The sequence below is a fragment of the Methanococcoides seepicolus genome (assembly GCF_023684405.1).
Taxonomy (GTDB): domain Archaea; phylum Halobacteriota; class Methanosarcinia; order Methanosarcinales; family Methanosarcinaceae; genus Methanococcoides; species Methanococcoides seepicolus.
The window spans coordinates 73286-99121 of the sequence record NZ_JAGSOI010000002.1; the positions used below are offsets into that span (position 1 = coordinate 73286).

Below are 25836 nucleotides of genomic sequence, written 5' to 3' on the forward strand. Positions count from 1 at the left end.
AAGTTGAGAGACAGCTTCTAAAGATTCTATGATACGATATTTCTATGCTTTAGTTTCTTTTCTTTTCAAAAATGCATGGGCATCGGTACAAAGAATGCATTTTATGAAAGTAAAAAAAAGACCGCAAACTATTGAATGTAATCTGTTTAGGTTTGATCGGTTCATTCATTTGATTGCGGAATGAGTTAGAAGGAAGCAAAAAGTAAGATTAGTAGTTGAATGTTTTAAGTGAATGAATAATTATTATATTGCGTAGGCAATATAATATAATATAATATAATATAATATAATTACTGACATTAGATTGAAAGGGATTGAAAGATATGTAATTTATATCCCTCTACATCACAGTTGCAACTTTGCGATCCCATCACGCACAGACTTAGCAGATATTGAAAATGCCTGTTGCTGGCTTTCTGTCAATTCAAGTTCGAGGACCTCTTCCACGCCATTCTTACCTAATATCACAGGCACTCCCAGATATAAGTCGTTCTCGTTATATTCCCCTTGCAAATAAGCGGCTGCAGGAAGAACTCGTTTTTGATCTTTTATCACGGATTCTACCATGGTGGCAATGGATGCTGCCGGGGCATAGAAAGCACTGCCTGTCTTAAGATATTCAACAATTTCAGTTCCGGCGTTGATGGTGCGCTGTATCAGCCTATCGATCGTTTCTTCAGGAAGCATTTTTGAGATCGGAACTCCTGATACTGTGGTATATTGTGGCAATGCTACGAGGGAATCACCATGCCCTCCAAGTACGAGTGCAGATACATCCTGTACTGAAATTCCAAGTTCCATTGCAATGAATGCTGCAAAACGACTTGAATCAAGTACTCCACTCATTCCAAATACCCGGTCAGGTTCCAGTCCTGTATATTTCTGTGTTGCATAGGTCATTACGTCAAGTGGATTGGAGACCGTGATAACTATGGCTTCAGGTGCATATTCCGAGATGTTTTCAGATACATCTCTTATGATATTTGCATTTATCTTCATCAGGTCGTCACGCATCATTCCCTTTTTCCGGGCAATTCCTGCGGTAATGATAACAACATCAGAATCCGCAATGTCAGCGTAATTGGTCGTGCCCAATATGTCCACATTGTATCCAAGAACAGGGGCAGCCTGTATTATATCAAGTGCTTTCCCTTCAGGCAGACCTTCAACAACATCGGTCATAACAATGTTCCCGAGCTCAAGTTCTGCAAGACGCTGAACAGTAGTAGAGCCAACGTTACCTGATCCTATGACTGCTATTTTCTTCATTTGTAACTACCTCCGAATGATTGGACGTATTCAATGATCAATACATTGCAATCTATGTTTGATGCTTAACATTAATATATGTGATCTTAGTTTATTTGAGGATCTCTCTACAGAGCCGAACTATTACATATTTAAAAATAGATTTGCAAAATAGAAGCTCGAAACATTTATATGGCATAATTATATATTTTTAATTACCAATGGTGGTTGGTATTTTTGTAGTTAATATTTTTGTGGTGGGTGATATTATTAAAACATTAAATGTAGATTCCCGGTTCATTGGCAACGTTAGTAAAATATTCGATTTCAATCGGAGATCTTTCAGTATCATTGGTTTAGCATTACTTTTGCTGTTGCTTGTAAGCACCGGTGCAGCATCGGCGGAAGAGCCAAATGTCTGCAGAGAACTTCCGGTAAGTGCAAACCCGGGTGACACAATAACCGTGATATTGAACATCACACTTGATGGCGCAGATAAGACCGTCATAGAGGACAATGCGCCTACAGGATGGGTAGTAAGCAATCCATCTGATGATGGATTTATCGTTAATCCAGTTAATCCAGAGAAGGTAAGCTGGATTAATACCAACGCAGCACCAGGTGTTGCACAGTTGACCTATGATGTCACGATCCCTGGAGATGCAGCACTGGGAACATACACATTTGAGGGAGTGTTCGACCTAGCAATAGCAGCTCCTGGGGTCCAGCCAATTGACTGTGAAACAGAGATGGATGTCGAAGATGCAACATCGACCATCATTGAGGAAACAAAGACCTCAAGTAGTGGTGGTAGCAGTTCCTCCGGAAGCAGTGCTGGTGGAAGTGGAGCATCCGGTGAGGCCTTTGAGAATATCGCATTTAAAGATGTGAAAGCGAAGAACATCATCGGTGGTGCCGTAATTAGCTACACTTTCGATGAGGAACAGAATGCCATTGATTACATCAAATTCTCCGCACTGAAGAATTATGGAGAGGTTTCAACGACTATCGAAGTCCTTAAAGATAAGTCTGCAATGGTCGATGAAAGTGCTCCCGGACTTGTATATAGCAACCTTAACATATGGGTTGGTAAAGTAGGATTCGCCACAGAAGATAACATTGCACATCCTGCGATAGGTTTTAGTGTACCCAAAGCGTGGCTCACAGAGAATGAGATCAATGAAGATGCTATTGCATTGTATCGCCATAGTGAAGGTAAATGGAACAATTTGAATACCATAAAGATAGGGGAAGATGATTCATACATCCATTTTGAAGCCGAAACTCCCGGATTCTCGCCATTTGCCATTTCAGCGAATACAGAAGAGGATGATACGTCGATCATAAAGGATGTTGATCCAAAATATGCAGAATCTGATGCTGAAGCAGAAACACCAATTGATGATGAACCTGTTACTGAACCAAAGAGTACACCGGGAATTTCAGGGGTTTTATCACTGATGCTTCTGGGTTGTGCTTACGTGTTCAACAAGAGAAAGAACTGAGCTTCTTTCTCTCCCTTTTTTCTTTATACCCTTGAGTCAACATTTCTTTGCTTGGACTTTTTCTTCCGGCTCCCCTTGGAACTTTTTGTTAACTTTAGCAATAAAAAAAGAATTAAGAAATGAGATTGCTGAATAAAATCAGAACGAACAATAACATTATTCAACCCCCAATACATCAACTACTACATGAACACCTCTCCAAAGATCCCCATAACCGATGAACACATGCACATCGACCCGCGTGCAAAGGGACTCAAAGCTGTTAAAGAGTTCCAGAATGCAGGCGGCACACACATCATCCTTGTAACGAAGCCAACGTGGACTATAGGAGTGGAAGTTACAAGACCGGAAGATTACAAAATTGTCTTTGATGAGACCGTTGACCTTGCCAACCAGATCAACGAGACCGGCGTCACAGCATTTCCGGTCCTTGGAGTCCATCCTGCGGAGATCAACAAACTGAACGCACGCATGGAACTTGAAAAGGCAGTGGAGCTTATGAAAAGCGGGCTTGAGATAGCTTCGGAGTACGTTGAAGAAGGGGTTGCAGTGGGGCTTAAAAGTGGAAGACCGCACTACCCGGTGTCTGAAGAGATATGGGATGCTTCCAATCATATCATGGAACATGGGTTCACACTGGCGAAAGATGCCGGTTGCGCCATCCAGTTACATACTGAAAGTGTTGGGGAACCGGAACTTATCGACATCACTGAAAGAGCAAAGAAGACCGGCATTCCACTCAATAAGGTTGTCAAGCATTATGCCCCACCCCTTGTTAATGTCTGCGAAAGGCTTGGCATCTTTCCGGGTGTATTGGCAGGAAAAGGAGCCATAGAAGAAGCTCTTGAGCAGGGTACTCGATTCATGATGGAAACCGATTATATCGATGATCCTCAAAGGCCGGGAGCTGTACTTGGACCTAAAACGATTCCTCGAAGGACACTGAAACTTGTAGAAGAGCATGGGGAAGAACCATTCTGGAAAATACATAAGGAGAATGTAGAAGAGGTATATGAGGTGGAGATCGAATTGTAAAAGTAGATCGTTCAACGACCTGTCAGGAGCAATTACAACCAAGCCATTATGATTAGACAAGATCCCTGTTTCCTCAAATGTCATAACTTCATAGGATAGGAGTTCTCCGTCCTCGTCTTCTTCCTCTTCCCATGTTCTGGCCCAGATTGTATTCTCAAGAAATATCTGAAAATCCGATTCATCCGTCATTGTTTATCACCAAAACAATTTCATCAGCACATTCCTTATGCAAAAATTGAAAGATTAATTGCACTGTTTTCGAAGAGGGATGTATACCATGATATGGGTAGATGGGAGAACGATCAATGTGCGAGGAGTATGAGAGGTTCAAATCTGAGCCCTCGCACAACAAGTCGGGGATATAGGTAACGTTGAAAAACCGAACTCTTCTATATAATTATCAATGTATTGGAATGAACCGATTTTTAATATTTCATATTTTAAAATTGTTTGAGTGAATGAAATGAAACTACTATTTATAATCAAATCATAATGATAGTAATTTGTTAATGTACACCTTTGCAGCATATCAAAGATACTTAGTAACTTTTTATAAAAGAAAATGCTATTGTGTATATTATGGTAAATTATTACATTCTTAAAAAGAAAGAAACTAATATTTTTGAAGCTATATTTTTAATAATTGTTGGCATAATATTAGCTTTCTTTTATTTCAAATATATATCTTTAGAAACAGTATTATCAGCGTTCTTTCCTTTATTTATAATTTCTTTGTTTCTTCCTAATATACATAAAACAAATCAGATATTATTGCGAGACGGTTTGATTGTTTTAACGTTTTTTCTTGCAATTGGTTTTTGGGTTTTTGGATTTTCTGTTCCTTACATTAATATTGTATTAAGTGATGGAAAAATGGTTGTTATTGGTTCAATATTTTATGCCTACCTGACGTTCAAAAATTTACAGAATAATTCCTCCATCTTTAAATATCAGCGAATGCCAAATATAACAATTAAAACTAAAAAAGAAGATGCAAGTTATACATTCCTCATAGTAAATAATAGTAGATATCCAGTCAAAAATGTGAAAGTTGCTTTTCATATAGTGTATCCTATACCTGAAGATCGATATTTCGTACTTATGAAATGGTTCTTAAACCATCAATATGATTTTTTAATAAGGAAAAAACCACAAAATTCAACTTTAAAATCAATAAGTTTCATTGAATCAAATGAAACTAAAAAAATAACCCTTGACGACAAATTGTATAGTTTATTTGATATCACTAAAGCTCTAACTGGATATGGGGTATATGAGTACAGCAATCTTCCTACCGATTGCAAAAGGTTTGACATAATTACAGATTTAAGGTACAGTTCACAAGACAACCTTGAGATTGAAAATCCAATTTTCAAAAAATTTGAATTTGAGATGGATTCAAAAGGAATAAAACTTATTCATGACAGTGATGATCCAAGAACAATTTTCTGATTGTACATTAGGATACTAATGATATAATTTCAATTATAGGAGATCATCAAATTAGCTTTTCGATTTAAAAGCGTAACTCTTTTTTCAAGACTACTGGCACCACTCTGGGCATAGCTTATGCATTGCATTTATATGGCAGAAAATGTGCCAGTACATGAAATATTATTACGATGTTTCGGACGGAATCTGTACCATAGATTCAATTGCTAACTATCTGAACACAGGTAACGTATCAATATGCCAATTTTTGTATTTCTTAGATATCGATGACATTGCTTCTTATGTTGAAAGTAGCTATTATGCCGATAAGGACTGGCACTTTAGGTATAAGGTTTCGTCAATGATAAAGCTCATCGTTGTGAAATGTTATAGAAATCTCTCATTTGAGAAAACAATATCTACTTTAACAAAAGAAGAAGCGCAACTTCTTTCTTTTGAAGACAATAACGACATTATGAATCTTCCATCTCCTGCAACACTTCATCATTTTGTAAAATACAGATTTGGAGAAAACGGGCTCGAGGAAGTAATGTTCAAAATTGGAAAGAAGATCTCCAAAAATACAAAGATAAGGGATGCGAAAACTGATTCAACTCCACTTGAAGCATCAAGATATGACAAGTATGCGGATTACAATCCGCATTATAATTGTAAGATGGACAAAGCTCACATCACCATGATTGGAACACTTCCAATCTACATGACTCATACAAAAGGTGCTTCTCACGATTCTCCTGAATTGAAGAAACATATTGATGCATTGGTAGAAATGGGAGTTGACATTGACACTTATGCATTGGATGGAGGTTATGATTCATTCAGGAATCATGCAGATATCTGGTATAAATTGAATGCAAAACCAGTGATTGCATACTCTTCGGATTCTAAAATTCAGTATGAGGGGACGATGGGAAGAATTGGTCACTGGGTCAATAAGATGTGGAAACTTGGTGGATCCATTCATATGAAATATGAAGAAAAACTTCATTTCCTCTATGAAAATGGAAGAGAAAAACAGGTAGGGATGCACTTGCGAAACAAGAACATCGAAGATGATAGATTCGATGAAGATTATTCGCATAGGAGTGAATGTGAACGAGTACACAAGCATATTAAATGGACTGTAAAGTTCGATATCAGAGGAATGAAAAATGGTAGTAAGAAACTGTATTCAATTATGAATTTCGTTACATATCAATTGCTTGTAGCTACAAATTTGCAAAATGAGGTTAAAGAAACTAACTCATTTGCAAATTATGTATGAGGTGAATGTCATCAAATTAGAATGGGAGGATTTATGAGCTAATTTGATATTCTCTGTAAAAAAGCAAAGAAAGATTATCAGGAGTATTTTTGTTTTCATAGATTCACCTTTACGAAATCTCAAATCCTTTTCTTCATATTTCTGAAAATCATGAACATCGAGAGAACTGCAATAGATGTGCTAAAACCGGGTGTATCCTCAGGAGTAGATACAGGTTCAGACTTCATAGTTGTTGAAGGTGCAGATGCAAGTTCTTCATCAAGGTTGATCACTGATATTGCCATTTTGTCACCATTGATTGCCATAGTTACAATTTTATCCCCTTTGGGTGACCACTGAGGCATCAAACCTTCACCAATTCTAATCTGGTCAGTTCCATCACTGTTCATGATCCAGATTTCATATTCTCCAATGTTCCCGGAATTGAAAACAATTTTACTTCCATCAGGCGACCAGTCTGGATAAGACTGTGATACAAAATACTTGGAATTATTGGTAAGAGGTTTTTTATTACTACCATCAGCATCCATTACCCATATGCTGGATGTGTAATTTTCATGATCTCCCTTTACATAAACTATTTTTGTACCATCAGGGGACCAGTCAATATTGTAAGCAGATCCGTCTACAAATTGTATTTTATCGGATCCGTCTTTGTTCATTATCCAGATTCCACCATTGCCGGATTCATTTGATACAAAAGCTATTTTTTCTCCATCTGATCTCCATGTTGCCCCGATGTTATCTTTTCTACTGGTGGTGAGCTTTAGATTATTGCCACCATCGTAATCGATTACCCATATGTCATAATCCTTACAAACTTTAGAGATGTTGAACATTAGTTCTTCTTTGCCATTTATTTCTACAGTTTCCCAAACATTCCTGTTTTCAGAAGATGCTGACACATAAACGATCTGTGAACCGTCAGGACTCCACGAAATACCCCATCTACCCGCCAAACCAAGCAGATTGTTTTCAAGGTGTGCTCCATGAGTTAATTGTCTTTTATCTGAACCATCGACATTCATGATCCAAAGTTCATGATTACCTGTTGCATTTGAAACGAATAGGAGTTTTGTTCCATCAGGAGATAAAGGACTATTAGATCCAAGTCCGAGCATACTATCTCCAGAAGCGAGTTGAATTTTGTTACTTCCATCAGCATCCATTATCCAAAAGTCTACAACCCAATCTCCTGACGTTATGGTTTCGAGATCTGATGATGTGTAAATGATTTTGTCACCATCGGTAGACCATTGGGGATATCCAATGGATTCTGTTTCATCAGTAAGTTGTAATATTTCACTTGCATTGACAATGTTGGCTGAAAAAAAGCAAAGAAAGAAGATCAGGAGTAATTTTGTTTTCATAACTTCACCATCAGGGCACTCTTATTTCTTCTTCATTCTATTGACAAGCATGAACAAAGTGAATACTGCAATAGCAGCACCGAATCCCGGTGCTTTTTCTGTTGGTTTTTGTGTATTATCAGGTGCATATGCTATTGGTAACATAGGTTCAGATTTGAGTTCTTCGTCAAGAACAATCACCGAAACAACTGAATTATTGCCACTTTTTCCCGTAAAAGCAATTTTATCTCCCATCGGGGACCATTGTGGCTTCCGTCCTTCCGCTAAAACGGTTTCATTTGTTCCATCCACATCCATTACAATGATTAGGGGATCTGACTCTTTTTTGTACGTGGTATCAAATGCGATCATCTTCCCGTCCGGTGATAATTCCGGGCGTGCATCCCACCTATCATAGCTGCCAGTTAATTTTCTTTTATTACTTCCATCCGAGTCCATCACCCAAATTGTATGTGATGAATTATAGAATGTGGAAATGTTAGAAGTATTAAGAACGCTAGCTGAAACATATGCAATTTTTGTGCCATCAGGTGACCATTTGATATCCAATTCCTTTTCCTCGGAATTTGTCAATTGTAACTTGCCGGTTCCGTCGGAATTCATTGCCCATATGTCCGGATATCCAGCACTATCTGAACGATATGCTATTTTATCTCCATGAGGCTGCCACAAAAACAGTGAATCATTTTCAGCTCCCTGAGCAAGCAGCACTTTATTCGTTCCATCCGGATTAAGAAGCCATAAGTTTTTGGATTTATCGACCATGAATATTTTTGTTCCATTTTGAGCCCACTCATAGTACTCTACGTCTGAGCTACCTTTAACCTTTTTTTTGCTTGTGCCGTTAGCATTCATAATCCGTATGTCGGTTTTTAGAAAAATTGGAATATCTCCAATAATTTCCACTCCCAACAGAGAGCCATAAAGGAGTTTGTTCCCTTCTGGGAACCATGGATTGTCAGTTGGACTAAAACCAGAGATTAAAAAAAGAGGTCCTAATGATTTGCCGGATGTAAGTTGTGTTTTATTACTTCCATCGCTGTCCATCACCCACGTTTTTGTGTTCCCAATGTTACCAACCTCAGAAAGTGTGTAATATACTATCTTTTCTCCATCAGGAGACCATATAGGGAATCCGTTGGATTCGGTTCCGTCTGTAAGTTGTAATATCTCGCTTGCAGACGCAGCGTTAGTTGCAAGCAAACAAAAAAGGAAGATTAGAAGAATTTTTGTTTTCATAGCTCGACCTCTGAAAAAATGTTAGTTTTTCTTCTTTGTATTTTTGAAAACTATTAACAGCGTTAATACTGTAATAGATATTTCAAAACCGGGTGCTTCCTCAGGACTAGATTCTGGCATGGATGTTGCAAGTGCTGATGTCACAGTTGTTGAAGGTGCAGATGCAAGATTCTCATCCAGATTCACCACTGAGAGTCCCATTTTTCCATCTTCCGATGAGACAAAAACAATTTTATCTCCTTTAGGAGACCATTGGGGAAATCCGCCCCCACTGGTATTTGCAGTAAGGATTGTTAGATTTGATCCATCCGCATCCATGACAACAACATCAACTCTATTTCCAGCATCATTCCTGTTCTCAAAGGCTATTTTAGTACCATCAGGAGACCATGAAGGGTAATAATAATCCAAACTTTCATTTGCAGCCACCAATTGTTTTTTATTAGCACCGTCTGCATCCATTGTCCAGATTGTAGTGGAAAATCCTTTAAACGCAGAAAGGTTTGTTCTATCGAAGGAATTCCTTGAGGTGTATACGATTTTATTTCCATCAGGTGAAAAATCTATTCCCATTGCATATTCATTTTCGGGAGTGGAAGTCAATTGCTTCTTTCCAGAACCATCTGGGTTCATTATCCATATATCGTAGTTACCCGATCCGTTTGAAATGTAGAGAATCTGGTCTCCATTAGGCTGCCATAAAAATCTGGTATTTTCGCCACTTATGGTAGAGAGTAATGTTTTGTTTTTACCGTCCGAATCGACCAGCCAGAGTTTTTGTGTATTATCTTCTTCCTCGACAATAAACAAATTTGATCCATTGAACACCCATTGATAAGAGCTTATGTTCTTTATTCCATTTATCTTATGTTTTTCTTCTGTATGGACATCATATATCCAAATACCTGGGATTAAGCCGTATTCCAATGACGAGTAGACCAATTTTGTACCATCTGGAGACCATGGTTTGTTAAATCCAAATCCACTTACACCGGTAGTAATCTGCTGCTTATTGTTCCCATCATTGTCTATGATCCAGATTTCTACCTGATACCAGCTATGCGATGTGACATAAACAATTTTTTCCCCATCAGGGGACCATTGAGGACTAATAACCGATCCAGTGTCATCTGTCAACTGTACTATCTCGTCTGCAGCTGCTGGTGCGAGGATGAACAGAGAAATAAAAATAAAAAAGAAAGTTTTTGTTTTCATATTTAACTCCTTTTTCCACTCGCTTCATAAAGAACAATAACACGAGCCACTTTCTTCTGCCACCACTGTTCTGAGTGGGATTACGACTCCTCCAACAATTGGATAAGCAAAACATTCAGTATGTAATTCGACAAAAACACGACATTCCCTACTTTGTACTTCAAATGTATTTGATCCATCTCCTGAGCATAAATCAATTTCTTGAACTTGCTCAGGTGGATATGGTGATGGTTCTCCAGGTATGCCAAGATAATCCCAACTCACACCTGTCTTTACAATCATTTGACAGCATGGGCCATCTAAAGGTAGTACAATTTCACCATTAGCAGCTCTTTGATTAGTAGTTTGACATCCATGCACAAACCAATCGACATGAACATAGTATGTTCCATTTGGTCTTTCATATAGGATCGCACTTTCGATCTCGATGTAAATTTCTCCACTCATACTTAGATAGGAATTTGAACAATTGTTAACAACTCTATCAACATTCCAAGTCCACGACTTTGACACTACAACACCATCTTTCTCTGCCTCCACTTTTAATTCATGGCTTCCAAATACAGCATCATCGGTGTAGGTATAATAAGTATTTGCCGTTGGATTATTGTTTGTTTGAACCACAACACCATCTAGCTTCCACCTTAGAACATCACTATTCAGGTTAACAGTTACTTTGAATGTTCTTGATTCACCAGCATAGTTAACCGGTGATTCCGAGCTTCTCAATGTAATTTCAAGATCAGGTGTGCCTCCGCCTCCCATCATTACACCTCCAGATATCCTTCTTTAATCAGGTATTGTGGTAAAATCCAACCATTGCAATATATCATGTTATCTTCCTTGCTGAGTATCGGAAGATTTCGATTTTCCCACCATATGTCACAATCAGGTGTCCAGAATTTATTGTTGTACACTTCATACAAACAACCCTTTTCCCCTATAGGAGTTCCAACAGGTTCTTTCTTTATTTTTCGGTATATGGTGTGTGGATCACTTTTCATACATGCATTACTATGCGGATCTTCACAAAATTTGGTTGCTTTTCCCAGATAACATGATGGCTGGTAACATATCACAGGAGTTTTAGCTGGTTTGTAAAGCAATTCCAAACTTTCATCAAGACAGGAACCAACAATTGCAAGATCATATTGTTCTTTCCTGTAATCTTCCATAAATCTGAGATACTCATAACCGTACCATTTCAGGTTTGGGAAGATATCCCAGAATTCAGCTGGAAAAGCACCGACAGCAATTACTTTTTTATCACTCTTTGGAAGTGCCATTTTTGGGTTAATTGTGTCAAATACAATTTCTTCTGCATGATGGAGATTGAAAGAGGTGTCAACACAGGGGGAATCAATTTTTGAAGGAACTTTTGTGATAATCCGTTGGACATTCTCCTCATTAATTTGATCCCAGAATGCTGAAAAAGTAGGACTTATATCTAAAACAAAGTTTTTCCAGTCATCTTTTGCTTTATAGGAAATGACTTCATTGATGTTGTTAAACAGGTCAATGTATGCAGCACCAATTGGCCCATGTGGAAGTGTCACTTCAAGGATATACCTGTCATATCCTTCAGGGATCCATTGTTCGAGTGTTTCTTTACTTTTGGCAGCCTCTATTGGGATGGTATAATGATAACAACTATTTTGTAGAAAAGTTCCAACATCATATTGTCCCTTCATAGTTTGCAGGCATGCCACTTTCAGGCCCTTCGATTTAAAATGATTTTCAAGCAGAAGCGCTGTTGAAGTTTTTCCTTGCTCACATGGCGATGCAAGGACGTATATTTGTTTTTCATTTTCATCCATGGGATCATCTTCAGAATTTATTTGATTAATTAACTAAAAAAACATATCCAATTGATTTATAATTTTTGATTATGTGAGTAATCACATTGGGTAATAATGTGCCAAAATATGAATTTGAGGACTGTTCCCGAGATGCTAAAGCAGGTTAATATTATCATCAATAATGCAGCATAACCCTAATTAGAATTACATGATTTGCCTCATATTGGCTCTTAATTCCTATATGACTTATATTTGCATTTCTTGCAAAAAAGTATGAAAAGGACTTTTATTAACAATTTATGGAAACTGAATCTCGGGATAAATCGGAAAAAGCAACCTTAAAGGCGTGCTACATGATATACTGCAAAGCGAGAACATGTTCAAGTACGTAAGTACGGATTAAATTCCGATCACATTTCAACCCGACAGCAAACCTTTAATCCTCTCACTCAAATATCTTATATTCGACTTAATCTAAAAATACCCACAAAAATATGTCCCTGAAAAATATAATTGTCAAAGGTGCTAAGGAGCACAATCTCAAGAATGTAGACGTTACATTCCCGCGTGATAAACTGATAGTCATAACCGGACTCAGCGGGTCTGGAAAATCTTCCCTTGCTTTTGATACAATATATGCGGAAGGTCAGAGACGATACGTGGAATCGTTGTCAGCTTATGCAAGACAATTTCTGGGGCTTATGGAAAAGCCGGATGTTGAATACATCGAAGGACTTTCCCCCGCAATTTCCATTGAACAGAAAACAACCAGCAAGAACCCGCGTTCTACGGTCGGTACTGTCACAGAGATATATGATTACCTGAGATTGCTCTATGCGAGGATAGGAATACGGCACTGTCCAAAATGCGGCAAGGCCATTGAACCCCAGAGCGTTGACCAGATAGTCGATAGTATATTGAAGATAAAAGAAGGTTCTAAGATACACATCCTTGCACCGCTTGTGCGGGAGCGCAAGGGAGAATATAAGAAATTACTCACCGACCTTCGTACAGAAGGGTTTGCACGTGCAAGGGTCGATGGCGAGATAATAGCCCTTGAGGATGCAGAGACAATTGAGCTGGGACGTTATAACAAACACAATATCGAAGCCGTAGTGGACAGGATCGTAATAAAGGACGACATTCGGGAAAGAGTGACAGATGCCGTTGAGACCGCACTGGAGAAAAGTGGTGGCACACTGATAGTTCATGTGCTTGACAAAGAGGAAATAGTCTTCAGTGAAAATCTGGCATGCCCTGATTGTGAAATTGGTTTTGAGGACATGGAACCATCAGCTTTCTCATTCAACAGCCCTCAGGGAGCATGCGAGGAATGCCATGGTCTTGGAACTTCCATGGAGTTCGATCCTGAACTTATCGTACCCGACACCACCCTTTCATTGCATGAAGGAGCCATTGAACATTGGGGCAAGAAAGATGGGTACTACATGCAGTCACTGAAATCCGTTGCGGACCGCTATGGTTTCTCCATGGATGTGCCTTTTGAGGAACTGGCACCTGAACACAAGGACATCATCTTTAACGGTGCCAGTGGACTGATCGATTATGTGCACATCGGTAAGAACGGCGGGATGTGGAAACACAAGGGTAAGTTCAATGGAGTCATCGCCAATATCTCAAAGATATATAATAGCACAGAATCCGAGAACAGAAAAGATACCCTGAAAAAGTACATCACCACCAAACCCTGTACATCCTGCAATGGAGACAGACTAAAGCCCGCAAGTCTTGCAGTTACCATTAATGAACAGAACATTATCAAGGTCACTCGGATGTCCGTGGAGAGTACACTGTTGTTCTTCGAAGAACTTGAAACAAAGCTCACACCACGCGAATATTCCATTGCGAGACTCATACTCAAGGAAATAAAAGCAAGACTGGGATTCCTGATGGATGTCGGACTTGATTATCTTACCCTGAGCCGTTCAGCAGCAACCCTGTCTGGCGGAGAAGCCCAAAGGATCAGACTTGCTACACAGATCGGGTCCAGCCTTATGGGCGTGCTGTACATCCTTGACGAGCCGAGTATCGGTCTGCATCAGAGAGATAATCTCAGGCTCATTAACACGTTAAAGCATCTGAGAGATATTGGAAATACCGTTATAGTGGTTGAGCATGATGAAGAGACCATCATGAACTCCGATCATGTTGTTGATATGGGACCAGGAGCAGGCATACACGGCGGAGAGATAGTCGCAGAAGGAACTCCCGAAGAGATAATGGCCCATCCGGATTCACGTACCGGACAATACATGAGTGGTAAACTGGAGATCGCCATACCGGAAAAAAGACGTAAACCCACAGGGAAACTTGTTATTATGGGGGCTTCACAGAACAATCTCAAGGGGATAGATGTTGAATTCCCCCTTGGAGTGATGGCCTGTGTGACCGGAGTATCAGGTTCCGGAAAAAGTACACTTATCAACGAGACATTGAACAAGGTCCTGTCACAGAAGTTGCATCGTTCACGTGAGAGACCGGGCAAATATAAAGATATAAAAGGTCTTGAACTGGTGGATAAAGTCATCACCATCGACCAGTCGCCAATAGGACGAACACCACGCTCAAACCCCGCCACATATACCAATCTGTTCACACCCATACGAGAACTGTTCTCACAGACAAAGATGGCGAAGACACGTGGCTACAAGCCCGGAAGGTTCAGCTTCAATGTTCGTGGCGGCAGATGCGAGACATGTTCAGGTGACGGAACCATAACAATTGAGATGCACTTTTTGCCTGACGTTTACGTGCCTTGTGAGGTCTGTCATGGAAAAAGGTACAACCATGAGACACTGGAAGTAAATTACAAGGATAAAAATATCGCTGATGTCCTTGATATGACCGTTGAGGAAGCCCTGGGATTCTTTGAGAACGTACCGAAGATCAGGAATAAACTGCAAACCCTTTTCGATGTCGGGCTGGGATATATAAAACTGGGACAATCTTCAACAACGTTATCGGGTGGAGAAGCCCAACGTGTAAAGCTTGCGACCGAACTTAGTCGCCGTTCCACCGGAAAAACAGTATTTATCCTTGATGAACCGACCACAGGACTTCATTTTGATGACGTGAACAAACTGCTTGACGTGCTTCAAAGATTAGTGGAAACAGGGAACACTGTTATTGTGATCGAGCACAATCTTGACGTTATAAAGACCGCTGACTGGATCATAGATCTTGGACCCGAAGGAGGAGAACGTGGTGGCAAAGTTATCGCAAAGGGAACGCCTGAGAAGGTCTCGAAGGTCAAAGGCTCCTATACCGGAGAATTCCTGAAAAAAGCACTCAAGAAATAATGAGAAAAAAGAAAAGAATGAAGTTTAATTGATATCTGACCCACGGGTCAGATATCGTGTCCTTCAAAACAGGGAAGGCAAACCATTTTACCTTCCTTTACACGCAAACGTGTTTCCATGGCTTCCTCACCACATTCCGCACAGGCGATGGAACGATAGACCATTGCTTTTTCGGGCGGTTCGGTTTCAACGTTCGTAACGGTGAACAAATCCTCATCAGGAATGTCAAGGATAGCATAGGCTTTTTCAGCATGTCTTTTTCTGAACTCCTCAAGCTCCTCGACAGTAGCAGTCCCATTTCTTACCTTTGGGAAAAGTTCATTGTACTTTTCATCATTGCCCCTTTTGCGGGGATTTACGGATATTCGCAGAGCATTGCGGTCTCCTCTCTTGAAGAAAGTGTAGACATGCTTACCAAGGTCTTTAAAGACAAGATTGCCCTTTCCGAAAGTACAACCATTTATGACCTGTATAGCATCGACACTGCATGATTTGTTCTCTACGACAACTACAAGTTCCTCATCCTCTGAACGGTCCTTGAACTGCTCAGCAGCATAAGTGCCTACTCTGTAACCGATGACAATTCCCGGACAAAGGTGACCGTGGAACTCTATTGCGTCTTCCAGATCCATTATACCACCTTAGAACTGAGCTCTGAGCTTTGCCACAACGTTCTCGACCTGCGCTACTGCGGTACCGATGTACCTGTCAGGATTTAGAAGATCGCTGATCTCGGATTCGGTCAAATACTTTGTAACGTCCGGTCTACCGAGTAGGACATCCTTGAGATGCATTCCTGATTCGTGAGCTTCCATTGCGGAACTGCGGACGATCTCATGGGCTTCCTGCCTGCCAACACCACGTTTTGCCAGATCGATCATGATAGCTTCACCCATGTTAAGACCACGTAAGAGGTCGAGGTTCTTGCGGATATTCTCAGGATAGAATCTCAGATTCTCGATGACGCCTATTGCGAGCTTTAAGAGATGGTCTGTGAGGACACAGCTTTCGGGGAAAACGATCCTTTCACATGAGGAGTTCGTGAGGTCACGTTCATCCCAGAGAGTGTTGTTCAGAAGTTCCGGCTCGACCATTGAACGAACGATACGTGCTAAGCCACTTATCTGTTCTGATTTGATAGGGTTCCTCTTGTGAGGCATTGTGGATGAACCTACCTGGTTCTTGCGGAAGCTCTCCTCCACTTCTGCGATCTCGCTTCTCTGGAGGGTGCGTATCTCAACGGCGATCTTGTCAAGGGTGGTTACTGTGTTTGCCATCCACATGACGAATTCTGCGTGGCGGTCACGCTGGATGATCTGGTTTGAAACATCAACACTGCCAAGACCGAGATATTCCATTGCATATGCCTGGATCTCTATTCCATCTTTACCGAATGCTGCCTGTGTGCCCACAGCACCTGTCATCTGACCTACCAGAAGACGTGGTGTAAGCTGTGCCAGACGTTCGAGATGCCTTGCGACCTCACTTGCCCAGATAGCAAATCTCAAGCCATATGTGGTCGGTACACCGATCTGACCGTGTGTCCTGCCGGCACAAACAGTGTTCTTGTGCTCTTCCGCCTTTGTGAGCAATACATCGAGAAGTGTCCTTGTCTTTTCCTCAAGGATCGCGACAGCATCCATCATCTGAAGAGCGGTAGCTGTGTCCAGGATATCGTTGGAAGTTGCACCAAAGTGCACCCACTTGGCAGCGTCATCTGTGCATTGCTCAGAGATAGCAATAACAATGGCCATCATGTCATGGTGTATCTCATCCTCGATCTCAGCAACTCTCTCGATCTTTACATGAGCTATGCTTTTCTCAATTTCTGCTGCAGCTTCAGCAGGCACCATACCGATCTTTGCTTCGGCATTTGAGAGGGCTGCTTCGGTCTTTAAGAGCTTTTCAAGGCGGTTTGCCTCGCTCCAGACATATTTCATTTCGTCAGTACCATAACGGTATTCGATAGGATGGATTGCCATGTATTTTGGTCTCCTTTGAAGTGGAATTGATTTACTAATGAAGTATAGTGGGTAGATAAACAACAAACCCATAAATAGACTTTGTTTGTCAAGTTTAAAGCCCAGGAAGATAATCCATTCAGAGCCTTGAAGCTCCTTGCATACATCGGATTACAATCCGAAGGATGTGCAGACTTCCAGGACCTTTTAGATAACCTTGACATTTCCAAAAGTACACTCTGGCGTTACATCAGTTCCCTAAGAACACAGGGATTGATAGGCATAAACAGAAGTGACCATACGTGCGTATTCTTCAAGAAACGTTCAGCATGGGAACATCTCCGGGACCCATTGCTTGCAATAGTCACAGCTCTGGATATAGGTCTTAAGAAGATCTATGGAGAATTATTTATTGATTCCGGAATGATTCGACGTTATCGTGACAGGGCTAAGAACCTGAAACCGATAAAGAAAAAAGAATCAAGAACTCCAAAGTTTGAAAAGATAGTTGTTGAGACTATACGGGAAGCTGAAAAGCTGAATAAGGAATTCAAGGAGCTTGGAATTAACAAGCGTGCTTCTGTTCTGTCTACTCACAATACGATGAGGTATTGTTGGTTGAGCGGTAGCTATAGAGAATCAAACAATTTAATTTTCTTCTAAAGCCAATTTATTTACAACTTCTTCATCGATTATACCAATGTAATCCATCAAAAACGTGATGTTATCCATTATATCAAGTGGACTAATATCAGAAGCATCGTCATTTTGATGAACAATATTATTTCTTTTATCAACAAGTGATCCAACCCTATCCTTACAATCAAAAAAATCAGGATTAGCATCTAAATTAATGCCTAATTTTTTGAAAAACGCTAAAGTTAAATACACATTTCCTGATAATTCACTATCGATATCATCATCAGTAATTTCAAAAGAGAATTGTCTGACTTCATCATTTGGTTTACTTTTCTTTTTGTTCAAAGACCAATCAACCAAATTATGTGGAACTTTAGCATTATTTATCCTTAAATTAAATGTATCAATCATAAGATTAGAAGCTTTTTTTAAATATGACTCCAAGTAAGCACAGCTAATTACCATTAATGATTTTGTAAAAAAGTTCATATTTAAAGTAATAAACTCATCATCGCCAGCTACTAATTTATCATTCGCATTTTGGGTAAATGTTAACAAATCATTGTACAATTCTAAATGCTCTTCTAAAATTGTATGATCATTCATTGATACCACTCAATTTTTCTTCCCAAATTTTCCTTCTCTTTATTATGGCATATTTTTTCTGAACACCTGAATAAACCGTTTTTTGGAAGTCTTCTATTAAACACATTGAATTAAAAGCTTCTACAATTTCATCAGAGTGATTTTTTATAAATTCAAAATCTAGCTTTTCAAAACTCCACATTAATAAATCATAATATGCCATACTCTGCCTGCGTTTTTCTTTATTTATATCTACAAAAACATCATCCTTAAATACAAAAATACATTTTTCTAATGTTTCACAAAAACGTTGTTGTAACAAAGCTGTATCAGAATCACTAATGTGTTGATTATTAATCATAAAAACATCTAAATATTTGTCCATTATTCCATTATAATCAGACAAATCCCCTTTCATTGCAAAAAATCTTAAAACTTGTTCTTCATTTTGTAAACCATCTTTTTTTCGGGAACCATTTTTACCAAGTCCAAACTTTGAAATATTTGTATTTTGAGCTAATTTGGACAACAATGAATCTAAATTTCCTGGATAAAGAGCATGCCTGATTTCTTGGGGTGTTAACGATACTCCCCCTTGATTGAGTCTTGCAAAAATATCTTGAACTAGTTGTTGTTTATTATCATTTCTCAATATAATACAACGGATAGTATAACTTTCTAATTCATTTTTATATTTGCCCAACTCACTGAACTTTTTGCCATTTAATTCTTTATACGCAGTTAAACCCTTCAGAGCAAATTCATCTTTAAAAAAACGTACTATTGTAGTTATTCTTTGTACACCATCAATTACTAAGTGATTGTTCTCATCATCCTCAGCAAAATAACATGCAGGAAGAGGTATCCTCATTAATGCTGATTCAATAAATCTAGAAGTTTTTACTTCACCATCTTTATTCCATTTATATACTCGTTGAAAATGAGGATCTAATTTTAATTTGTTTTTGTCAACTCTTTGAACTAAAGATTCAAATGGATAATCTATTGGATAGAGATTTAAAACATTATTAGACATGAATACACCTTTTCCTTTTTGAGATGATAATAAGGGATTACTATATACATATTTCTTTTTTATACACTGACATCTAGTTTAACTTCTAGTGGAACTATTTAAAACAACTGTAATAATAATACGCTTATCAAACTATGTTATTATACCCCTTGTTATCGATTCATACAATAATCTTAAATTTTCGCCGCTTGCCTGCAGCAAAGTTTGCAGTACAAAGTACCGCATGTGGCTTTTTTACCCCGTCCCCTTAGGCACACTCTTAAGGACTATGTCTCACTATTGAGACATTCGGTTTGAAATACCTCTATTTTTGACCTTGAAAACTCCAAGCGAAATCAAGGGTTTACCCATAATCATCAGGGAGATCATACCAGACGGGAAACCCCACACGCAACCATCCCTATAATCCAATAGGTTTGATTAGGTCGCATGCAGGTTTTACCCGGAGAACAATAGCAAAGCAAACTGTGTGCTGTCCAATCCAGCCGTCGTCCACGTTGCACTATTGCAAAGGATCTCTACATGGCATTATTAAGTGATCAAAGATCACGCAATTATGCCCCAGCCGTAGAATATAGGCTAATTTCCGAGTATCGCAGGAACGAGAAACACAGGAATTTAGTCGGTCAATTGACCGGCTCCCAAAAAAGTATACTTTTATGTTGAAGTTTCCTTCCTACTTTTTTTAATAATTTTATATGTTTAAGTGATACAAAATGAACCTTGAATTTGAGGTTTAAAAAAATGTCCGACTTCAATAAATACAACATTAGACAGGTGGGTGAGCGTATCCGCTTACCTGGCATGTCCGTATCGATCTCTGAAAAGCTCAAAGATCCTGGACTTTTATGACACCACCGAAGAACTTGATTCTTTAACTTAATTTGTCGTTTCGGGCGCTTAGCTAAAGGCAAGCGATTTAAGGCGCCGCCCGCTTTAGCGGCGCCCAGACAATAACTTAAGGATCCATCAGGGTTATAGTAACATTTTGTGAATTAATTTTTTATGAATAACATATTTATGATTTATTATAGCTATTAGCCCATTATCAATAAAGTACTCTAAAATCGTAACCTTTTCATTAAATCCTCCAATGTCACATTGTCTTGCAATTCCAGATATTGTCCAAAAATGGTCATAACTATTATTTTCAATTTCGTCCAACAAATATTTGTATTTTTTTAAATTATCGGTTAAACTTGGACCAATATAGCGATTTTGGAGTTCAGTTATTGAAAAGGAATTGTTTGTATATTCGTTCAATTTCGACTTTTTCTTTGTTATTTCCTGGTATTTTTGTTTATATTCCAAATCTCTATTACTTTCTAATTGTCTTTTTATATTTTCTCGATATTTAGCTATCTGCTTTTTATCAAAATTTGAATTTAACATTTCTATAGTAGTAACAACTGTATATCCACACCCTTTTCCATAATTTAAAACGTATTTTGATATTGATTCATCTATTGAAGTTACACATTCTTTTAAAATTTCATAATCTAAATTATTCTCTATGTACACATATAAAACATCAATTCCCTTTTTTCGATATTCTTCTTTCTTCGAGTCGTCGTCATCATGCGTATGCACAATTTCTATTGATTTTACAAGATTTTTGTTTTTTAGCAATGAAATATCTGGAATTAAATTATCGTGCTTTTTTTCTAATTCAATATCATCTACATTATCTAAAAGAAGAATTTCCTTTTTCAAGTTTTTAGGAACAAGTGTATTTAGTGCATATTCTCCGTTACTTCCACCAATTCCATATTTAATATAATCATATTCTATTCCATCACTAATACATTTTAAAAAGCACTTCAGGTTCTTTCCATTCTGTAAATATTTCTGAAGTCGTAAGTATAGCAAATATTTACTATTGCTGTGCAAAATCGATTCTTTGCTAGCAGTACATTCTTTAGTTTTTAGATGATAAAAATGAGGTGTTGTTTTTGGACCGGAACGAGGCCTCAAAATGTCATTGCAACCAGGACAACGATGATCAACTCCTTTGTCTGCATCTTCCGCCGAAACAATAAATCCATCCCTATATGCAAATTCGTGTTCTACCATAGTAACCCCATAATTTTAGTTTAATGCAAATGAAAAAAAACTGCATAATAATTTATTATATATTTCTATATTTTTAATATGATTCAAATATTTAGTTGTATCGATGATTATTCAATTCCATTCAATATCCTAGCAATACTCTGATCATTCTCCACAAGCCCCATCAACTTAAGCATAAGTTCCTCTCGCCTCTCATCAGTAGAAATTGCAGTTTCTACCCGGAGAGCTGCACCACATTGAGCACAGAAATCGGAGGTTGCACCATTCTTATGTTTACATCGTACACATACCTGATAGGACAATATAGGAACTGGATCATCTTGTTTTAATCCATGCATTTTCAAAAGGGCATCATCTACCTGCACCCCGGATAAATGAATATAGGTTGCTGGCATCATCGAACCGTGTATCCATCCTAAATGAGATTCCATTTGAGCTTGGGTTAAATGGTTTGCTAATTCGGTAGCTCTTGAATGCCTGAAAAGATGTGGATGAATTCTTTTATTTATACCTGCACTTTTAGCCAATCTTCTAAGGATCATAAGACAGCCCATATATTGCATGTGTTGCCCTTTTTTTATTGCCTTGGTTTATCCACACATAACTATCTGAATCGTTCCTGTGTGGATGTACGTCCAACCAAGCGGTAACATAAGGACAACTAGAGATAATGCGTATTCTTCTAATTCCAGTTTTGTCATCTACCTGGATAATACCACCAGCTTGAGAATATGTGATGCCAATAAATCTGTGAAAAAATAAAGGGAATGTTTATCTACTGATAGGGAACATAAATATTTACTATAGGGGGAAAAATTGTGGAAAAATTACATGTGTTCTTTGAGAAACTTGACAAGAATGAGTTTACGAGTAAGGATATAGACCTACTTGTTAAACAGATGTCAGATGATGCAAAGCAGGGGATCATTGCACTGACAAAGGAAGACAGACAATGGTTTGAGACCTATGCGTTCGGATTGCAGCAATTTGAAGTGCTTTGCAGTAAAGACCCGTCTAAAATGAGAGCAGGGGACTGGAGACAGGCGGTACATGATTTTAGCAAAGTTAGGTTCTTTGTGGATGATATGGAAGAGAGGAAGATAGTCAAAAATGTATTCTGGAATGTGGAAGGAATAGTCACATTCGATATCCCTGATAGTGCAGGATACAGGAACTTCATCTACTGCAGGATCAGAAGTTATCTTGAAAAGCTTTATAAATTATAAATTCCGGAAGAAAAAGGATGGATGACGGGCCCGCCGGGAATCGAACCCGGGTTCTAAGCTCCGGAGGCTAAAGTGATATCCACTACACTACGGGCCCACTTGAATGGATTTAGATTATGTGAAATTAACTATATTAACTAATAGGTTTAGATGAGGCATGATCTGAACGAAAATGCATCAATTTTTTTTGAAACTGCGGGTTTTCTATAACAGCACATTTATAAAGATGAAACAAGTAGACCCATATGGATTTAATTCATCAAGGAATAGCTTACTAACCCAATATTAGTTCATTAATATAATAGTATGATAAAGAACATATTAATATAGAATTGTATTAATTGAACATGATGCATTATTATCAGTTTGAGAGATCTATGTGCATTAGTATCAATGAAAGAACGATAATAGGTTAAAGTAAATCGCGGTAAATATTATGGATATCTCAGAGATAACAGAACTTGAGAATGAAGGTGAAGAACTCAGGACAAAACTCAAGCTTGCTAACGAAAAAATAGAAGAGATAGAAGAGTTCTGTAAATTACACATTGAAAACCTCAATGATGTTATATTCAGCATCAATGAACAAGGCAATTTCACATACATCAGCCCTGCTATTGAAAATTTTACCGGATATAGCCCCGAAGAAGTAATGGGCACTTCTTTTATGCAGTACATCCACCCAGAGGATCTTCCAGGTCTGCTTCAGGATATTGACCTCACGCTTGAGGGTGAACACAAGCCATATATGTTAAGGATAGTGTCGAAAACAGGCAGTATCACCTATGTCCATACCTCATCAAAAGGCATTGTGAAGGATGGAAAGGTAGTTGGTATCAATGGCATAATGGTCAATATTGCCCAACTTAAGAGGATAGAGTTCGAGCTTATGAAAGAGAAGGAAAAAGCTCAGCACTATCTGGATGTGGCCGGAGTTGCGATAATCGTCATTAACAATGATTTCAGGATATCACTGGTGAATAAGAAAGCCTGCGAGCTTCTGGGATATAAAGAGCATGAGTTGTTCAATACGAACTGGTTTGAGATGATCATTCCAGAAATGATACGTGAATCTGTCACCCAATCATTTATGCTTTCCTGTTACGGAGATATTGCATCAACTCCATTCGAGTGTGCTATAAATACAAAAGAAGATCTAATCCGATTATGTTCCTGGAAATGTACACAATTGAAGGATGAGAACGGACACAATACAGGTTGCATACTGGCCGGAGAGGATATCACTGAGCGGAAAGAAGCAGAAGAGGCTCTTTTAAAAGCTAAGTATATGGCGGAAGATGCAAGTCGGACAAAGAGCGAATTCATTGCAAATATGAGCCATGAACTTAGGACTCCCCTTAACGCAGTGATAGGGTTTTCAGAGGTCCTTATTGAAAGAAAGTTCGGGGATGTGAATGAGAAACAGGATCAGTATCTGAGAAATATCTCCACAAGTGGAAAGAAACTTCTGGAAATTATCAATTCAATACTCGAGATATCGAAGATAGAATCAGGAAGTCTTGAGATGGAATATCAGACCAGCAGTATTGAAGACCTGGTCGAGGAAATTAAAGAGGATATTGAAGAATACCTGCCTGATCAGGCTGAGATGGTATCTTTTGAAATACTAACAGACATAAGCTATATTATAGCTGATACAAGGAAGGTCGAAAAGTCCGTATTTCATCTGATAGAGAATGCTATTAAATTCTCAGACAAAACCAATACAGTAAAAGTACGTATAGAGTATGTCGATGAAATGGTAGCATTCAAGGTCACAGATAAAGGGATCGGAATTTCAGAAGAGGACATAGATAAATTATTCAAGCCATTCAGTCAGCTGGATCCTTCATCCACACGCATTTACAGTGGATTGGGAGTGGGACTATATCTTATTAAGAAGTTTGCAGAATTACATGGCGGTTGCCTTGGGGTAAAAAGTAAACTAGAGAAAGGAAGTACATTTACTTTTGCAATTCCAACAAAACCAGCAAAAATAGGAAAGAATAAAGTTAAAAATGTTACACAAATGATCGTGTAACATTAATCTTATTTAATTTGTAATATCATAATAGCATCTTTTTGGAGAACATACAAGACCTTTTTTCTTGAGACTGGCGAGTGATTTACTGACCATCTTACTATCGATGCCAGTAGCTTCTGCAACATCGCCAGGTCTTAATGGCTCTTCGGAATCTTCCAGAACTTTTAAAATCGTTTCTTCATTTGTATCTAAAGCATTGGTCATGATAATTACCTCTCAAATGCTACAGCGTTTGAATATAGAATAACAAATTCCAAATATTGATTTATAATTATTACTATAAAAGTGGTAGTCCAGTATTAAACGGTTGATGTTTTTGAACAGTTAAATATCAATAATTCTCTCAATGTCCACTTATCTTCAACAATCCCGCATTCTTGAGCAGGTGTTCTTTTATAGTTTACACCTTTTTTATTTTTTTGCATTAGTCCACCATGTCCTCTACAGAAGTTGAAATAGGTGCAGTAGAATCTTATTTGGTTATGTAACCACCCAAGTTTCTTTGAAAATCCTATAGTCTTTCTTGAAATTCTATTGTTGTCCTGTCTAAAGGTTAGATTCTGTCTTTCAAGTAAGCTCGTTGATATCTCTTTTTGATCTATATTCATTCCAAAGATTATCTTTTTCTCAACCTTCTGGAGCTTCCCACCTTCTCTTTTTTTGATAACCTGAGCATATCTGAGATTATTATCAGGGATAAGTTTTGGGATTTTAGGTCTTCCTCTTATTCCTGTTCTTGGAAACTCTTTCCTTTTTCCATATTTTTTCAAAAGAGCTTCAGGATAGAATCTTAATCCATCTGAAATAAAAAGTGGTTTTGATTCT

Annotated in this window: 21 protein-coding genes, 1 tRNA gene and 2 pseudogenes; 9 read left to right on the plus strand and 15 right to left on the minus strand. The window is 38.4% G+C overall.

The features are described 5' to 3' along the window. Positions 1–7: 7 nt before the first annotated feature. Positions 8–184: pseudogene (locus KDK67_RS00965) on the plus strand (ISH3 family transposase); the annotation flags it as partial. 161 nt (positions 185–345) lie between these two features. Here KDK67_RS00965 and mdh read toward each other — a convergent pair. Further along, positions 346–1269, minus strand: a complete 924-nt coding sequence (gene mdh, locus KDK67_RS00970) for a malate dehydrogenase (protein WP_250866975.1) — start codon at positions 1267–1269, stop codon at positions 346–348. A gap of 200 nt (positions 1270–1469) precedes the next feature. Between mdh and KDK67_RS00975 the strand changes: the two genes are divergently transcribed. The 4 genes from KDK67_RS00975 to KDK67_RS00990 all read left to right on the plus strand — a co-directional run bounded on the left by KDK67_RS00975 (position 1470) and on the right by KDK67_RS00990 (position 6504). Beyond that, complete coding sequence (locus tag KDK67_RS00975; RefSeq protein ID WP_250866976.1) at positions 1470–2753, plus strand: PGF-pre-PGF domain-containing protein; 1284 nt, start codon at positions 1470–1472, stop codon at positions 2751–2753. A 186-nt stretch (positions 2754–2939) separates the two neighbouring features. Further along, positions 2940–3788 carry a TatD family hydrolase gene (locus tag KDK67_RS00980; protein WP_250866977.1) on the plus strand — a complete coding sequence of 283 codons (849 nt, stop codon included), beginning with the start codon at positions 2940–2942 and terminating at the stop codon, positions 3786–3788. Positions 3789–4367: 579 nt separating this feature from the next. Beyond that, positions 4368–5240, plus strand: coding sequence for a hypothetical protein (locus KDK67_RS00985; RefSeq protein WP_250866978.1), 873 nt, complete (start codon positions 4368–4370; stop codon positions 5238–5240). A gap of 142 nt (positions 5241–5382) precedes the next feature. Then, positions 5383–6504 carry a transposase gene (locus tag KDK67_RS00990; protein WP_250866979.1) on the plus strand — a complete coding sequence of 374 codons (1122 nt, stop codon included), beginning with the start codon at positions 5383–5385 and terminating at the stop codon, positions 6502–6504. Between the two features lie 119 nt (positions 6505–6623). Here the strand turns inward: KDK67_RS00990 and KDK67_RS00995 are convergent, their stop codons facing one another. Genes KDK67_RS00995 through KDK67_RS01015 form a run of 5 tightly spaced genes read right to left on the minus strand, consistent with a single transcriptional unit; the run spans position 6624 to position 12145 of the window. Continuing rightward, the gene (locus KDK67_RS00995) at positions 6624–7874 is read right to left on the minus strand and encodes a hypothetical protein (RefSeq protein WP_250866980.1); all 1251 of its coding nucleotides are present in this window, start codon (positions 7872–7874) and stop codon (positions 6624–6626) included. Between the two features lie 21 nt (positions 7875–7895). Next, the gene (locus KDK67_RS01000; protein ID WP_250866981.1) at positions 7896–9113 is read right to left on the minus strand and encodes a TolB-like translocation protein; all 1218 of its coding nucleotides are present in this window, start codon (positions 9111–9113) and stop codon (positions 7896–7898) included. A 21-nt stretch (positions 9114–9134) separates the two neighbouring features. Next, on the minus strand, positions 9135–10328 hold the full coding sequence (locus KDK67_RS01005) for a TolB family protein (protein ID WP_250866982.1): 1194 nt from the start codon (positions 10326–10328) through the stop codon (positions 9135–9137). A gap of 24 nt (positions 10329–10352) precedes the next feature. Continuing rightward, positions 10353–11096, minus strand: a complete 744-nt coding sequence (locus KDK67_RS01010) for a hypothetical protein (protein WP_250866983.1) — start codon at positions 11094–11096, stop codon at positions 10353–10355. Further along, a complete protein-coding gene (locus KDK67_RS01015; RefSeq protein WP_250866984.1) occupies positions 11096–12145 on the minus strand; it encodes a hypothetical protein in 1050 nt (349 codons plus the stop codon). Before KDK67_RS01015 ends, KDK67_RS01010 begins: the two co-directional genes overlap by 1 nt. Positions 12146–12621: 476 nt before the next feature. Between KDK67_RS01015 and uvrA the strand changes: the two genes are divergently transcribed. Continuing rightward, on the plus strand, positions 12622–15447 hold the full coding sequence (uvrA, locus tag KDK67_RS01020; protein ID WP_250866985.1) for an excinuclease ABC subunit UvrA: 2826 nt from the start codon (positions 12622–12624) through the stop codon (positions 15445–15447). A gap of 47 nt (positions 15448–15494) precedes the next feature. Here uvrA and KDK67_RS01025 read toward each other — a convergent pair whose 3' ends face one another. After that, positions 15495–16079, minus strand: a complete 585-nt coding sequence (locus tag KDK67_RS01025) for an FmdE family protein (protein ID WP_250866986.1) — start codon at positions 16077–16079, stop codon at positions 15495–15497. 9 nt (positions 16080–16088) lie between these two features. Continuing rightward, positions 16089–17429, minus strand: a complete 1341-nt coding sequence (gene purB / locus KDK67_RS01030; RefSeq protein WP_250866987.1) for an adenylosuccinate lyase — start codon at positions 17427–17429, stop codon at positions 16089–16091. Positions 17430–17555: 126 nt separating this feature from the next. On the opposite strand from purB, the gene KDK67_RS01035 reads away from it, so the two are divergent. Then, on the plus strand, positions 17556–18071 hold the full coding sequence (locus KDK67_RS01035) for a hypothetical protein (protein ID WP_250866988.1): 516 nt from the start codon (positions 17556–17558) through the stop codon (positions 18069–18071). Here KDK67_RS01035 and KDK67_RS01040 read toward each other — a convergent pair. The 4 genes from KDK67_RS01040 to KDK67_RS01055 all read right to left on the minus strand — a co-directional run bounded on the left by KDK67_RS01040 (position 18057) and on the right by KDK67_RS01055 (position 22322). Next, complete coding sequence (locus KDK67_RS01040; protein ID WP_250866989.1) at positions 18057–18653, minus strand: HEPN domain-containing protein; 597 nt, start codon at positions 18651–18653, stop codon at positions 18057–18059. The two genes, KDK67_RS01035 and KDK67_RS01040, sit on opposite strands and share 15 nt — an antisense overlap. Further along, positions 18646–19668, minus strand: a complete 1023-nt coding sequence (locus KDK67_RS01045) for a DUF262 domain-containing protein (RefSeq protein WP_250866990.1) — start codon at positions 19666–19668, stop codon at positions 18646–18648. Before KDK67_RS01045 ends, KDK67_RS01040 begins: the two co-directional genes overlap by 8 nt. Positions 19669–20643: 975 nt before the next feature. Further along, entirely contained in the window at positions 20644–21741 is a 1098-nt protein-coding gene (locus tag KDK67_RS01050; protein WP_250866991.1) for a competence protein CoiA family protein, read from the minus strand. 107 nt (positions 21742–21848) lie between these two features. Next, the gene (locus KDK67_RS01055) at positions 21849–22322 is read right to left on the minus strand and encodes a tyrosine-type recombinase/integrase (RefSeq protein WP_338101219.1); all 474 of its coding nucleotides are present in this window, start codon (positions 22320–22322) and stop codon (positions 21849–21851) included. Between the two features lie 237 nt (positions 22323–22559). Between KDK67_RS01055 and KDK67_RS01060 the strand changes: the two genes are divergently transcribed. Beyond that, on the plus strand, positions 22560–22967 hold the full coding sequence (locus KDK67_RS01060; protein ID WP_250866993.1) for a hypothetical protein: 408 nt from the start codon (positions 22560–22562) through the stop codon (positions 22965–22967). Positions 22968–22992: 25 nt separating this feature from the next. On the opposite strand, the gene KDK67_RS01065 is transcribed toward KDK67_RS01060, so the two are convergent. Then, positions 22993–23064, minus strand: a tRNA-Arg gene (locus tag KDK67_RS01065). 339 nt (positions 23065–23403) lie between these two features. Here KDK67_RS01065 and KDK67_RS01070 point away from each other — a divergent pair. Next, positions 23404–25008, plus strand: a complete 1605-nt coding sequence (locus KDK67_RS01070; RefSeq protein ID WP_250866994.1) for a sensor histidine kinase — start codon at positions 23404–23406, stop codon at positions 25006–25008. A gap of 12 nt (positions 25009–25020) precedes the next feature. On the opposite strand, the gene KDK67_RS01075 is transcribed toward KDK67_RS01070, so the two are convergent. Together KDK67_RS01075 and KDK67_RS01080 are read right to left on the minus strand one after the other, a co-directional pair. After that, positions 25021–25215: a helix-turn-helix domain-containing protein gene (locus KDK67_RS01075; protein WP_250866995.1), complete on the minus strand. Its 195-nt coding sequence runs from the start codon at positions 25213–25215 to the stop codon at positions 25021–25023. A 95-nt stretch (positions 25216–25310) separates the two neighbouring features. Beyond that, positions 25311–25836: pseudogene (locus KDK67_RS01080) on the minus strand (IS1 family transposase); the annotation flags it as partial.